The sequence below is a fragment of the Haloarchaeobius iranensis genome (genome assembly GCF_900103505.1).
GTDB lineage: Archaea > Halobacteriota > Halobacteria > Halobacteriales > Natrialbaceae > Haloarchaeobius > Haloarchaeobius iranensis.
In genome coordinates this window covers 64801-78121 of the sequence record NZ_FNIA01000017.1, presented here as the reverse complement: position 1 = coordinate 78121, position 13321 = coordinate 64801, and the positions used below count along the sequence as shown (strand labels likewise).

12 protein-coding genes, 1 tRNA gene and 2 pseudogenes are annotated in these 13321 nt (G+C 68.2%); 8 read left to right on the top strand and 7 right to left on the bottom strand.

Annotated features, from left to right (window positions below; translation table 11 throughout):
* Nucleotides 1–274: pseudogene (locus tag BLT27_RS14125) on the bottom strand (IS6 family transposase); the annotation flags it as partial.
* A gap of 106 nt (nucleotides 275–380) precedes the next feature.
* On the opposite strand from BLT27_RS14125, the gene BLT27_RS14120 reads away from it, so the two are divergent.
* From BLT27_RS14120 to BLT27_RS14110, 3 genes are all read left to right on the top strand, one after another.
* Nucleotides 381–1106, top strand: a complete 726-nt coding sequence (locus tag BLT27_RS14120) for a PKD domain-containing protein (protein ID WP_089734995.1) — start codon at nucleotides 381–383, stop codon at nucleotides 1104–1106.
* A 111-nt stretch (nucleotides 1107–1217) separates the two neighbouring features.
* A tRNA-Val gene (locus BLT27_RS14115) sits at nucleotides 1218–1292 on the top strand.
* A gap of 330 nt (nucleotides 1293–1622) precedes the next feature.
* Nucleotides 1623–3026, top strand: coding sequence for a PAS domain-containing sensor histidine kinase (locus BLT27_RS14110; protein ID WP_089734993.1), 1404 nt, complete (start codon nucleotides 1623–1625; stop codon nucleotides 3024–3026).
* 26 nt (nucleotides 3027–3052) lie between these two features.
* Here BLT27_RS14110 and BLT27_RS14105 read toward each other — a convergent pair.
* The 3 genes and pseudogenes from BLT27_RS14105 to BLT27_RS14095 form a co-directional block, all read right to left on the bottom strand.
* Nucleotides 3053–3508, bottom strand: a pseudogene (locus tag BLT27_RS14105) (CNNM domain-containing protein); the annotation flags it as partial.
* 62 nt (nucleotides 3509–3570) lie between these two features.
* Nucleotides 3571–4107, bottom strand: a complete 537-nt coding sequence (locus BLT27_RS14100; RefSeq protein WP_089734989.1) for an adenine phosphoribosyltransferase — start codon at nucleotides 4105–4107, stop codon at nucleotides 3571–3573.
* 146 nt (nucleotides 4108–4253) lie between these two features.
* Nucleotides 4254–4568 carry a lycopene cyclase domain-containing protein gene (locus tag BLT27_RS14095; protein WP_089734988.1) on the bottom strand — a complete coding sequence of 105 codons (315 nt, stop codon included), beginning with the start codon at nucleotides 4566–4568 and terminating at the stop codon, nucleotides 4254–4256.
* 133 nt (nucleotides 4569–4701) lie between these two features.
* Between BLT27_RS14095 and BLT27_RS14090 the strand changes: the two genes are divergently transcribed.
* Nucleotides 4702–5859: a CBS domain-containing protein gene (locus BLT27_RS14090; protein WP_089734986.1), complete on the top strand. Its 1158-nt coding sequence runs from the start codon at nucleotides 4702–4704 to the stop codon at nucleotides 5857–5859.
* A gap of 42 nt (nucleotides 5860–5901) precedes the next feature.
* Here the strand turns inward: BLT27_RS14090 and radB are convergent, their stop codons facing one another.
* Entirely contained in the window at nucleotides 5902–6600 is a 699-nt protein-coding gene (radB, locus tag BLT27_RS14085) for a DNA repair and recombination protein RadB (protein WP_089734984.1), read from the bottom strand.
* Nucleotides 6601–6672: 72 nt separating this feature from the next.
* On the opposite strand from radB, the gene BLT27_RS14080 reads away from it, so the two are divergent.
* Complete coding sequence (locus BLT27_RS14080) at nucleotides 6673–7437, top strand: hypothetical protein (protein WP_175526471.1); 765 nt, start codon at nucleotides 6673–6675, stop codon at nucleotides 7435–7437.
* Between the two features lie 66 nt (nucleotides 7438–7503).
* Here the strand turns inward: BLT27_RS14080 and BLT27_RS14075 are convergent, their stop codons facing one another.
* Nucleotides 7504–7758, bottom strand: coding sequence for a hypothetical protein (locus BLT27_RS14075; RefSeq protein WP_089734980.1), 255 nt, complete (start codon nucleotides 7756–7758; stop codon nucleotides 7504–7506).
* Between the two features lie 303 nt (nucleotides 7759–8061).
* Here BLT27_RS14075 and BLT27_RS14070 point away from each other — a divergent pair, with 303 nt between their 5' ends.
* From BLT27_RS14070 to BLT27_RS14060, 3 genes are all read left to right on the top strand, one after another.
* Nucleotides 8062–10287: a CDC48 family AAA ATPase gene (locus BLT27_RS14070; RefSeq protein WP_089734978.1), complete on the top strand. Its 2226-nt coding sequence runs from the start codon at nucleotides 8062–8064 to the stop codon at nucleotides 10285–10287.
* A 159-nt stretch (nucleotides 10288–10446) separates the two neighbouring features.
* Complete coding sequence (locus BLT27_RS14065; protein WP_089734976.1) at nucleotides 10447–12057, top strand: alpha-2-macroglobulin family protein; 1611 nt, start codon at nucleotides 10447–10449, stop codon at nucleotides 12055–12057.
* Nucleotides 12058–12131: 74 nt separating this feature from the next.
* Nucleotides 12132–12365 (top strand): DUF8028 family protein, encoded by a 234-nt coding sequence (locus BLT27_RS14060; RefSeq protein WP_089734974.1) that lies wholly within the window; start codon nucleotides 12132–12134, stop codon nucleotides 12363–12365.
* An 8-nt stretch (nucleotides 12366–12373) separates the two neighbouring features.
* Here BLT27_RS14060 and BLT27_RS14055 read toward each other — a convergent pair whose 3' ends face one another.
* Entirely contained in the window at nucleotides 12374–13291 is a 918-nt protein-coding gene (locus BLT27_RS14055; RefSeq protein WP_089734972.1) for a DMT family transporter, read from the bottom strand.
* Between the last annotated feature and the right edge of the window lie 30 nt (nucleotides 13292–13321).

The window sequence follows — 13321 nt, the reverse complement described above, 5'->3', positions numbered from 1 at the left end:
CGTCGAGTTGGATCACGGTCTCGTCGACCGCGACGTGATCCGGCGAGTGACCGTCCTCGGGCTGTAGATCAGCCTTATGCACCCAGTTGTGGACGGTCGATTTGACGCGGTCAACACCGAACAGTTCGAGAATCGAAACAGTATTCGAAAGCGAGAGACCAGCAAGATGTAGTTGAATACTGAGCTTCATCAACAGTCGCGGTGTTGCTTCTCGCTCCACAAAACCTAACTCGATCTCGTCCAAAGAGTCGTTGAGGCGGGCATTTTCTGGCATAGAGCACTAGAAAACTGCTCCGCCTCACCTTTCAATCCTTATCTGAACACCGCCGTCGTCACCGGGCGAGGGTTCAAGTGCGGGAACGGGACCACTCCGGGGCACGATGTCCCGAGACCACAGCCGACGACACGTACTGCGGACAGCTGCCAGCGCCCTCGCAACGGGCGGCCTCGCCAGCGCCAGCCTCGCCGGGACGGGGGCCGCGACCGAGGGCGCACCTGCTGACGACGACGCCGAGGGGCCCCCGGTCGCCGTCCACGGTGCCGAAGCGGTCGCGTCGGGCCGGGACGACCGCTACCGGACTGTCACCGGCCGCGAGGTCCGATTCGCACTCGCCCGGATGACCACGATGGTCGTCCGGCCCGGCGGGGCCCGCGTCAGCGAGTGCCGCTGGACCGTCGACGGGACGGTCTCGCTGTCCGGCCCCGCGGTGACGCGGACCTGGAAGACCGCGGGCACGCGGGAGGTGGAGCTCACGGTCGAGTACAGCGACGGCTCCTCGGCCCGCCGTACGCTCCAGGTCGAGGTCGTCGAGGACAACGAGGCACCGCTTGCTGTCCCCGATGTCTCCCCCGGTCGGTGGTTCGACGACGGTGTCATCGTCACCGCAGGCGAGGTCGTGACCTACGATGCGACCGGCAGCGAGGACGACGACGGCACGGTCGTCGATGCGACCTGGAACTTCGACGGGTACGCGGCCGAGGGGCTGGTCGTCGAGCACGAGTTCCGCCGCACCGGCCCCAAGACGGTGACACTCACCGTGACGGACGACGACGGTGCGACCGACGAGACGGAGCTGTTCGTCTACGTCGAACGCCCGGTCCGCTGACCCGGCGCCGTCTCCCTGTCTCGCACCACCACACGCCGCCCCCAATCGAAACCCTTTTTTATACCAGCGCTGAACGATTGAGTGCACACAGCAGAGAACCAGTGCGCCACCGGGTTGGTGGTCTAGTCTGGTTATGACACCTCCTTGACATGGAGGAGGCCGGCAGTTCAAATCTGCCCCAACCCACTTCTTCGAACACTACGGCCCCGAGCGAAGCGAGCGGTCCGCGTTCGGGTGCCGTGGTCGACGGATTTGAGCCGGGGAGCGGAACGGAGTGGAGCGACCGAGGTTCGCATCTGCCCCAACCCGCTTCTGACGACGCATCGACGGAACGCGGAGCGGTGGCGCTCCGCCGCCGAAGTCGTCGACGGAGTGGTGACCAGACCGGACGCCCGGTGCACCGAACACGACCGACCGTCGGCTCTCCTCCCCCGACAAACGCGCCGGTAGCGGCCGTCGCCCGACATAACTTGACAGAACCCTTTTACGGGGTGGCGCCTTCGAGTGAGTGAACGAATGAGTCCAGCCACCGATTCCGAGCAACCACCGAGGCTGGCGCTCTACGGCGACGCGTCCGACCTGATCGGCGGGCGGCTGGCTGCGGTCGACGACGCGACGGTCCGGCGTGTCGACTCGATGGACGCGCTGCTCGCCAGCGCCGACGACGGGCTGGACTGCGTGGTCTGCGCCGGCGCGAGTGCGGTCGCGGTCCTCGACGGGCTCCGGGCCGACCATGAAACGCCGGTCGTCGTGGTCGACGAGACGGCCGACGTGACGCGTGCGAGTCGGGTTTCGGAGTACCGGAGCACCCTGTACGTCCCCGTCTCACGGGTCGAGGATACCGACTTCGACCTGGAGGCGGCGGTCCGGGAACTGGTGGCGGACTGGTGGACGGAGAGCGACAGTCGACGGCGGCTCGCGGCGCTGGAGTCCGCCAGGGAGGGAATCGGTATCCTCGACGCGGACGGGAAGTACGCGTACGCGAACCGGGCTTACGCGGCGAAGTACGGCTACGAATCGTCCGAGCTCGTCGGCGAGCACTGGCGAGTGCTCTACCCGAGCGAGGAGGTGGCCAGGTTCGAGGAGGAGATTCTGCCGACGCTGGAGCGCGAAGGCACGTGGGCTGGGACCGCCATCGGCCGCCGGGCCGACGGCGAGGAGTTCCCCGAGGAGCTCTCGCTCGCGCTGCTCGACGACGGGGGCCACGTCTGCGTCCTCCGCGACATCACGGACCGCCAGCAGCGCGAGGAGCGACTGCAGGTGCTGGACCGGGTCCTCCGGCACAACCTCCGGAACAAGATGTGCGTCGTCCAGGGCCACATCGACGACGCGCTGCGGGTGACAACCGAGGACGCGGTCCGCGAGCCGCTCGAGACCGCCAAGCAGGAGGGCGAGGACCTCCTGAGGCTCGCCCGGAAGGCCCGGACGTTCCACCGGCTGCTCGACCGTGCGACCCTCGACCACGCGCCGGTCGACCTCGGCGCGTTCGTCGTCGACGCCGTCGACTCGCTGTCCGTGCCCGGCCGCGACGTCGTAGTCACCACGACCGACGACGACGTCGCCGTCGAGGCCGACCCGGCGCTGCTCAAGGCCGTGCTGGGGGAAGTCGTCACCGTGCTCGTGGAGGGGAGCCCCGACGGCGGGACGGTGTCCGTGAGCGTCACGACCGGGGTGTCCGGCGGTGCGACCGTCCGGCTGTCGACCCCGGATTCGTCGCTGCCGTCCTACGAGTTCGACGTCGTCGACCGGGGCGAGGAGACGCCGCTGTACCACGGCGAGGGCATCGGCCTCTGGTTCGTCCGCTGGGCGACCGTGCTGATGGGCGGCCACGTCGACTACGACAGCGACGCGGAGGCGCTGTTGCTCTCGTTCCCGCGTGCGGGCACCACGGACGACGGGACGGACCCCGACGACGCCTGAGGTCGCCGAACGTACAGCCCGTCGTCGTCGACGTACTTCTCGATAGCACCCTCACCACCGATGGCCGCACTGAGCCGCCGGGTCGCCACGTCGAACACGGCGACGAGCGGGAACAGGACCAGCTCGACGAGGCGGAGCGGCCGGGTGATCCGGAGTGCCCACTCGAGTGCGTTCCCGAGGCCGTAGGACTTCGGGACTATCTCGCCGAACACCAGCACGGTCGCGCTCGCGACGACGGTCGCCAGCACCACGGCGACGCCCGTAGAGAACGACTCGACGAGCAGCGTGACGAGCAACCGGTGTGGGTCCTCGCGCATCGCGGCGAGCTGGGTCGCCCGGCCGTCGCCCGACGTGGCCTGCTCGGCCAGCTGCTCGACCGGGAGCGAGAAGATGGCCGTCTCGCTGCTGGAAAAGAAGGCACTCAGGCAGACCAGTACGACCACCGAGACGATACCGAGCGGGACGAGTGGAATCGCAACCATGTCCTCCCGTGCCGCCGCACGCGCAAGAAACCCTGCTGTCGGTGATTCCAGCGGTCGCGGTGTCAGTCCACGATCTCGACGCTGTCGGCGCTCACGCGCACGTCGAGCAGGCTCTTTACCTCGTGGTCCATCGGCACCGGGTCGGATTCGACGCGCCGGATGACCGTCACCACGTCGACGACGTTCGCGCCGACCTCCTCCAGTGCCTCCGTGATGGCGGCGACGAACGCGCCCGTGTTCGTCAGGTCGTCGAGTACCAGCACGTCGTCCCCCTCCGACACGTCGTTCAGGTAGAGCCGGCCGTCGCCCGCGTCGAAGCCGTACTCGTCGTCGAAGCCGTACTGTCGGTCGCGGATGACGACCAGCGGGATGTCCGAGACGAGCGACACCGCCGTCGAGACGTGGACGCCCATCGTCACCGGCGTCGCGATGACGTCCGCGTCTGCGAGGTCCGCCAGCTGGCAGATGCCGTTGACGACCTCGCGGACCAGTCCCGGGTCGAGCGTCGGGATGCCGTTGCTGATGGGGTGGACGAGGTACGTCCGTCCGTTCCGTTCGATGACCGGCGACTCGTGGACCGAGCGTTTCAGGGTGTCCATGGTGGTGGCTGCTCCGTGGGGTGGGAGTAAAACTGCGTGGATTTCCGTTCGCGTTCGTCGACGGCCTGGGAGCGGGAGCCGACACCAGCCGGCCCGTCTCCGCTGCTCGCCGAGGGCGCTGGCGAACGTTTACAGTGACTGTCCCTTCATTCCCGCCGTTCGTCCCGCAGGCGCAGGTTCTCGTGGATACCGAGCACGAAGGCGGGGACGACGACGATGAAGATGTGCTCCTCGATGGGGATCCAGAGGAGTTCGACGCCGGTCCGCATCGGGATGGAGAAGACGCCGACCTCCAGCGTGTACCAGTCCCAGACGTACGCGACGGGGTAGAGGACCGCGATGGTCCTGCCGGCGCGGGCGAGCGCGTCGGCCCGGAGGAGCAACAGGAGTGCAGCAGTGCCGAAGACGGCCTCGGTCGCGAGGTACGTCCACGGGCCGAGGACGGTGATGTCGGGGAGCATGCCAGGGGGTTGGGGCCGGAGCGCCATGGTTCCAGTGCCGTCGCGGATACCGGTGGGGAAGGGGGGCTGGACGCGAGCAGGTGGGAATTGGCGGTATCTTCAAGACCGGTCGGGCGGAACTTGCAGATGTACTATGGATATTTCTGATATTGCGACCGAGGAGTTCATCGAAGTCGACGTGAAGACCCGGCTGGGGAAAGTCCGGTCCCTCTTCGAGCGGGAGAACCCGAAGGGTATCATCGTCACCCGGGATGGCGAGTACGACGCGGTTCTCACCGAGCGAGAGATCATCCAGTCCCACGTCGAGGACGACGCGAAGGTCGCGGCGCTGGTCAAGCCGAGCCGGAACGCACCGGCTCCCAAGGTCGACCGCTACGAGGACATTCGGGAGACGGCACGCGTCCTCGTCGAGGGCGGTGTGAAGGTCGCACCCGTCTTCGAGGGCGACAACCTGTGGGGTATCGTCACGGCCGACGCGATCCTCGAGGCCGTGCTGGACAACCTCGACGCGCTCGACGTGGCGCAGATATACTCCGACGACCCGGTCATCGTCCGCGACGACGACAGTCTCGGGAAGGTCGTCAACCTGCTCCGGGAACACGGCGTCTCGCGCCTGCCGGTACTCGACGACGCCGGCGGGCTGACCGGCGTCGTCACGACCCACGACGTCGCCGATGTCGTCATCCGGGGGATGAGCAAGTCGACCCGGGGCGAGCGCGCCGGCGACACCGACCGGATGCTCGACATCCCGGTGTACGACATCATGACCAGTCCGGTCCAGACGACGACGCTCGGCGAGTCCGTCGAGGAGGCGGTCTCGCGGATGCTCGAGGACGACTTCGGCGGTCTGGTCGTTGTCGACCCCGAGGACGACGACCACGTCGTCGGCGTCGTCACCAAGACCGACGTGCTGCGTGCGCTGACGTTCACCGAGGAGGAGCACATGGACGTCCAGATCACCAACATCTCGCTGCTCGACACGCTCTCGCGCGAGGAGATCCGCGACTCGCTGACGGACGTGCTCGACAAGTACCAGAAGATGCAGGTGGTCCACGTCCACGTCCGCTTCCAGCAGCACAAGGAGAAGCTCCGCGGCACGCCGCTCATCTACAGCCAGATCCGGGTCCGCACCACCAACGGGCAGGTCGCCGGCTCCGGTGAGGGCTACGGCGCGGAGAGCGCGTTCCGCGTCGCGCTCGACAAGCTGGAGCGCAACGTCCTCGAGATGAAGAACTACCGGTCCGACGAGGAGTACCGCGGCCAGCTCGCCCGGAAGCTCAACGAGCTGTAGGGCGGCCCGCGTCGGGTCGACGGCCGCACGTCGCCCGGCGACTCACAGCTCGGTCGCCGCGATACCGCTGTCGGTTATCTCGAACTGAATCGACTCACCGGCGGGTTTGGCTCGATGTTTCTCCAGCGTCGCTCGGCGGTTCCCGCCGCGGAACCGGTCGATGCGGACGACCGTTCCCATCCAGTGCTCCAGCGTGTTGCCACCCAGGGCCCGCGTCCGGTCGCCGTCCGGGTCGCTGAACACCTGGTTCGTCAGCAACACGGCGAACTCGTGTCGCCGCGCGAGCGAGAGCAGGTGGGTCACCTGTCGCCCGACCTTCCGGAGTGCGTCGCCGGCCTCGCCGTCCTCACCGCGTTTGAGGCGGTAGAAGCCGGTCGCGGAGTCCACCACCACGAGGTCAGCACGCTCGGCGAACCCCTCGACGTCGCGGACGGCCTCCTCCTGCTCCTCGAAGTCGAGAGCCTCCTCGACGACGATGCGGTCCGTGATGTCCGAGAGCTCCTCGTCGGCGCGCTCGGCGCGGGCGCTCGCGACTTGCTCGAACCGGTCGAGCGAGAGGCCCTCGGTGTCGACGTAGACCACCGTCCCGCCCCGTGCGGCCGTCTCCACGGCGGCCACCAGCGCGACGTTGGTCTTCCCGGCGGCCGGCGGGCCGTACACCTGCGAGACGGTGCCGCGCTCGAAGCCGCCGCCGAGGAGCTCGTCGAGCGGCTCGTATCCGGTGGTGATGCTCTCGGTCACGTCTGCCCCTGTGTCGGCTCCGGATAAAAGTCCACGGAAGGGATTAAGCCCGCCCGCACTGAAGTTCGTGGAGTGATAGTCGTCGCGACGGCTGACTTCGAGCTGTACCACGAGGTCGTCACGGAGCTGCGGGACCGGGGTGTGGCGTTCACGACTGTCGAGCCGGGCGATCCGCTCCCCGACGGGACCGACGTGGTCGTCGTCGCCGAGGACGAGGAGGTCGACGTGGCTGCAGACGAGGACGACCAGCCCGCCCCGAGCGTCCACGTCGTCCACGGCTCGCCCGACGCGCCGCGGCGCGCTGTCGACGCAGCGCTCGCGTACCTCCGCGGCGGCGACGGTCGAACCGTCGTCGGCGTGGACCCCGGCCGCGACCCCGGCGTCGCGGTGTTGACCGGCGACACGGTCGTCGCGGCGTTCCAGGTGCCACGCGACGACGCGGCGGCCGTCGTCGAGGCCGAGGTGGCCGACGCGGCGGACCCCGTGGTCCGGGTCGGCGACGGCGCGCGTCTCGACGGTGCGGCCATCGTCAACGAGCTGGAAGACGTACGCGTCGAGCTCGTCGACGAGACCGGGACGACGCCGTACCTCGGCACCGGGGCGCGCGGGATGGGCGACGTGCTCGCCGCGGTGAACATCGCCCGGCTCGAGGGCGAGGTCGTCGAGCAGCGCGAGGTCGAGCCGACCGCCGGCGAGCTACAGGTCATCAAGGACCGCTCGCGGGAGCAGTCCGCGGAGAACCGGGCGATAGACGAGGTGCTCGCACGGCGGGTCGCCGCCGGTGAGTTGAGCATCGAGGAAGCGCTGGAACGGCACGGAGAGTCGAACGAGGAGTAGCGCGTGGAGTCCCCCAACTCCACGAACTGCACCGTCGGTCGTTCTGTCGTCGGTCGAGCCTGGCCGTCAGCGGGCGGTCCAGTCGCAGTCGGAGCAGGCGGGCACGCCCTGCACGTTGACGAGGTCGCCGGTACACGACGGGCAGTCCGTGGTCACGGCGACGCCCCCGTCGGTGACGGCGGTCGGCGTCTCGTCGGTCGTCTCGCTGGCTTCCGGCCCGCCCTCGGTGGCGGGCTCAGCGTTCCGCCAGATGCCGAAGTTGAACGGGTGGTGGTCGTAGATTGTCTCGTCTTCCCCGGTGGTGTCGTTCTCGGTGGACATGGTCTCGGACCTATCAGAAAACAATGTCTGCATCCCATATAAGGTTAGCTGACCGGATGTATGGAGGTATAAAGAGTATTAATACAGTCTAAGGTTTCTGACGATATGCCTATGTATGGCACATATCGTCCTGGGTCCGTCACGGCGAGCGACACGTGGCCGGTAGGATTTAGGATGCGACGGCACTGAATCTCACGTGCTAGCATGGCTCAGTATCGCGTCGCCGGCGGGCGTGCCGCCCCCGGTAGCAAAAGACATATCGGGCCACGAACCGGAGTGGTCACCATCCCCGTAGCCTGAATCATGAACGAAGTTCAACTGGAGGTTGCCAAGGCGTACCCGAACGACTCGGGGCGCGGTATCGCCAGGCTCGACCCGGATACGCTGTTACATCTGAAGCTGAGCCCCGGCGACATCATCGAGATCGAGGGTGCAGACACCACCGCGGCCAAGGTGTGGCGTGCGGACCGGCAGGACTGGAACACTGACACGGTTCGCATCGACGGGTTCACCCGTCAGAACGCCGACGTCGGCATCGGCGAACGGGTGACAATCCGGAAGGCGGAGGCGACGAAGGCGGAGACGCTCGTGCTCGCACCGCCCGAGGAGGCGTCGGTGCAGTTCGGCTCCGACGCGGCCGGCATGGTCAAGCGGCAGATACTGAAGCGGCCGGTCGTCGAGCGCGACATCGTCCCGGTGATGTCGAGCACGAACCACCCGTTCATGCGCTCGCCCGGGCAGGCCATCCCGCTCATCGCGGTCGAGACCGAGCCCGAGGGCGTCGTCCTCATCACCGAGGACACCGAGGTCGAACTCCGCGAGGAGCCCATCTCGGGCTTCGAGAAGACAGGCGGCGGCATCACGTACGAGGACATCGGCGGACTCCAGGGCGAGATACAGCGGGTCCGCGAGATGGTCGAGCTGCCGATGAAACATCCCCAGATATTCAAGAAGCTCGGCATCGAGCCGCCCCAGGGGGTGTTGCTGCACGGCCCGCCCGGCACGGGGAAGACGCTGCTCGCGAAGGCGGTCGCCAACGAGACCTCCGCGAGCTTCTTCTCCATCGCCGGCCCGGAGATCATCTCGAAGTACTACGGCGAGTCCGAACAACAGCTCAGGGAGATATTCGAGGACGCGAGCGAGGAGTCGCCCTCCATCATCTTCATCGACGAACTCGACTCCATCGCGCCCAAACGCGAGGACGTGACCGGCGAGGTCGAACGCCGCGTCGTCGCCCAGCTGCTGACGATGATGGACGGCCTCGAAGCCCGGGGCCAGGTCATCGTCATCGCGGCGACGAACCGCGTCGACTCCGTCGACCCCGCGCTCCGTCGCCCGGGCCGGTTCGACCGCGAGATCGAGATCGGCGTCCCCGACGAGGTGGGTCGCGAGGAGATCCTCCAGATCCACACCCGGGGCATGCCGCTCTCGGACGACGTGAACCTCTCGCACCTCGCCGACGAGACCCACGGCTTCGTCGGCGCGGACATCGAGAGCCTGACGAAGGAGGCCGCGATGAAGGCGCTGCGCCGGTACCTCCCCGAGATAGACCTCGACGAGGAGGACATCCCGCCGAGCCTCATCGACCGGATGATCGTCAAGCGCCAGGACTTCCGCGGCGCGCTCAACGAGGTCGAGCCGAGCGCGATGCGGGAGGTGCTCGTCGAGCTGCCGAAGATCACCTGGGACGACGTCGGCGGCCTGCAGGACGCCAAGGACAACATCGAGGAGTCCATCGAGTGGCCGCTGAACCAGTCCGAGAAGTTCCAGCGGATGGGCATCGACCCGCCGAAGGGCGTGCTGCTCTACGGCCCGCCCGGCACCGGGAAGACGCTGATGGCGAAGGCGGTCGCCAACGAGACGAACGCCAACTTCATCAGCGTGCGTGGCCCCCAGCTGCTCTCGAAGTGGGTCGGCGAGTCCGAGAAGGCCATCCGGCAGACGTTCCGGAAGGCCCGTCAGGTGGCCCCGACGGTCATCTTCTTCGACGAGCTCGACTCGCTCGCGCCCGGCCGGGGCGGCGAGATGGGCTCGAACGTCTCCGAGCGGGTCGTCAACCAGCTCCTCACGGAGCTCGACGGGCTGGAGGAGATGGGTGACGTGATGGTCATCGGCGCGACCAACCGCCCGGACATGATCGACCCGGCGCTCATCCGCTCTGGCCGGTTCGACCGGCTCGTCATGGTCGGCCAGCCCGACGTCGAGGGCCGCGAGCAGATCCTCAAGATCCACACCGAGGACACGCCGCTCGCGACCGACGTGAGCCTGCGCGAGCTCGCCGAGCTCACCGACGGGTACGTCGGCTCCGACCTGGAGTCCATCGCCCGCGAGGCCGCCATCGAGGCGCTGCGCGAGGACGAGGACGCCGAGGCGGTCGACATGCAGCACTTCCGGTCGGCCATGGAGAACGTCCGGCCGACCATCACCGAGGACATCCTCGACTACTACGAGCAGATGGAAGACGAGTTCAAGGGCGGGACGGCGGACGTCGGGCCGGACCGTCGTGGCGGCCGCATCGGCTTCCAGTAGCGCGGTTCGGGAGCGTTCTGCTCGCGCGACCCGCGGGCCTTCCTCACCTCCGTTCTTCGAGGCGTGGTTCGAGCGAAGCGAAATCCGACGCCGATACGGACGGTCGTGAATCGGCGGACGGGCTTAAGTCCCTGCCCCGTCCATCACTGGGTAGAGCAGATGCCGTCGGATGCACCCCGTCCAGTTCCCGGTTCGGCACCGATCCGGGCGGACGAGCGTTATCGCCCCTCCCGCGACCCACAGATCATCGTCCTCGTCCTCATCGTGCTGGGGACGTTCGTGGTGATGTTCGGTGGACTCGGGACCGGCCCGCCGTTCGGCGACGACAACAGCTCGGACGGGCCGGTGTTCCCGGTCTACGACTACGACGACGAGGAGCGACCGGAGCCCGAGGCGGTCAGCCTGTCCGCGGACCGGACCGTCGTCGACCCCGGCGGCACGATCGAGTTCAGTGTCCGCGCGGGCGACACACCGGTTGCGAACGCGACCCTACAGGTCGGCGGCCGGTCCGTCGAGACCGACCGGAACGGCACGGCCACGGTCCAGCTCGACACGCCCGGGGACTACACGGCACGCATCGTCGAGCCCGCGGATGACAACACGACCGTGGCCCGCCTCCCACTCCGGGTCCGGCGATTCAGTGTCTCGCTGTCGGCGTCCGCGTCGGCGACGACCGTCGTCACCGACGAGGCGGTGCGGGTCGCGGTGACGCGGGCCGACACCGACGAGGCGGTGACCGGCCGGGTCGTCGTGGGGGACGGACGGAGCGTCCAGACGAACGAGTCGGGGGTGGCGACGCTCTCCTTCGACACCGCGGGCGGCTACGAGCTTCGGGTCGAGAAGGAGCGGACGGAGACGGAGCGGTTCGAGTCGGTCCGCATCCCGCTCTCGGTCGAGCGCCGGCACGTCGGGCTGGACGTGACGCTGTCGTCGGAGCGGACGCGGGTCGACGAGACGGTGACGGCGACGGTCACCCGGGCGGACACGGGCGAGCCGGTGAACGCCTCGCTGACGGTCGCCAACGAGAGCGTCTGGACCGGCCCGGACGGGGTAGTCCCGGTCGAGCTGGACACGAGCGGCACGTACGACGTGACGGCCGCCGCGCCGCAGACTGACGCCGTCCGGTTCACCGACGGCGCGACGAGCCTGCGGGTGCGACCGCGCCTGGTCGGACTCGACCTCGCGGCGAGTCGGACGGCGGTCCCGGCGGGCGAGCGCGTGACGTTCACCGTCACCCGTGCGACGACGGGCGAGCCGGTCGTGGGCACCGTCGAGCTGTTCGGAACGCGGTACGTGGCTGACGAGGACGGCGAACTCCGGGTCGCGTTCCAGGTACCGGGCGAAGTGACGGCGGTCGCGCGGGCCCCGGAGACGCCCCGGGAACGGTTCCTCTCCGACCGGGTGAACCTCACCGTCGTCGGGGCGGACTACACGGTGAGCGAACTCGACGCCCCCGCGACGGCAGCACGCAACGGGACGGTGACGGTCGCGGCGACGGTGACGAACGAGGGCAACACCCGGGAGTCCGAGACCGTAACGTACCGAGTCGGTGACACTGCGCTCGCCACCGAGACGGTCGCCCTCGATCCGAACGAGTCCACCCGCGTCGAGTTCGTCGTCGAGGGGCTGGGCGTGCCCCCGGGTGAGTACGTACAGACCGTCGCTGTGGCGCGCGATACCGCCGAGACCGGACTCACGGTGACGGTGAACGAGTCGACCGTCTGGCTCCCGCTGGCGTGGGAGACGCGGTCGCTCCCGGCCGGTAATTAACGGGCCCGCATCCAAAAGAACATAAACAGATTCTACTGGTTATAAGTTCCTGCGGCCGGTAGCACCGTCCGACGATGTCGGGCCAGTCCCTCCTCGGACGCCTCCCCGAACGCCCCATCGACACCGTCGCTCGGTCGGTCCCCCGGTCCGTGCGGATGGTCGGCTTCTGGAGTGCCGTCTCTCTCCCGGTCGTGAACCTCGGCCTCCTCGTCTGGGGGCTCGACAGCACGCCGAAGACGGCCGCGTTCCTGCTGTTGCTCGTCTGGAACGCGCTCGCGCTGGTCGTGGGTAAACGCTACGACCCCTGAGACGGCAATCAGCCGGTGTTCAACAGGCCGATCTCCCGCGCGACGGCCCGTCGTTTCACCACGACGAAGCCCGCGAAGATGACCAGGAAGCCGACGACGGTGTACAGCGTGAGGGCCTCGTCGAGCACCAGCCATCCCGACAGCGCGGCGAACACCGGGGCGACGTAGGAGACCATGTTGATCTCGACGGGGCCGAGCCGGTCGAGCAGGTCGAAGTAGACGAGGAACCCGACCGCGCTGGCGACGACCGCGAGGTACGCGAGGGCGAGTATCGCGGTGGCGTTCCACTCGATCATCGCGAACGACTCCGAGGGCATCGCGACGCTGACGGCGTGCATCAGGCCCGCCCCGAGCAGCATCGACCACGCCTCCATCGTCTCAATCCGGAGGTCGCCGTTGACGCGCCGCGTGAGGACGCTGCCGAGCGCGAACGCCGCGGCGGCACCGAACACGAGCGACTTCGAGACGACGGCGTCGGTCAGCAGGCGCTCGGGGTCGGGGTTCATCAACACTGCGACACCGACGAGAGCGACGCCCATCCCGAGCCACGTCGTGGCGGTCACGGGCTCCTCGGGCAGGAGCAGCCGGGCGAACGCGGTGGTCAGCACCGGCGAGAGGGCGACGAGCACGGCCGCCGCCGCGCTGCTCACGGGCCCGGTCTCCCCGACGAACAGCAGCGCGTGGTAGGCCGCGATCATGAACACGCCGCCGATGACGACCTCCGTCCAGCCCGCCCGCGTCGTCGGGTACCAGTCGTCGACGGCGACGACGGCGTAGCCGAGCATCAGGACACCCGCGATGTCGTAGCGCAGTGCGGCGAACAGCACCGGTGGGATGAACTCGACGCCGGCCTTGATGGCCATGAACGCGCTCCCCCAGATGGCCGCGAGGAAGAGGAACAGTGCGACGTTGCGATAGCGGGACACGTCACGTGTGAGAGTATGGGTGCTAACAGT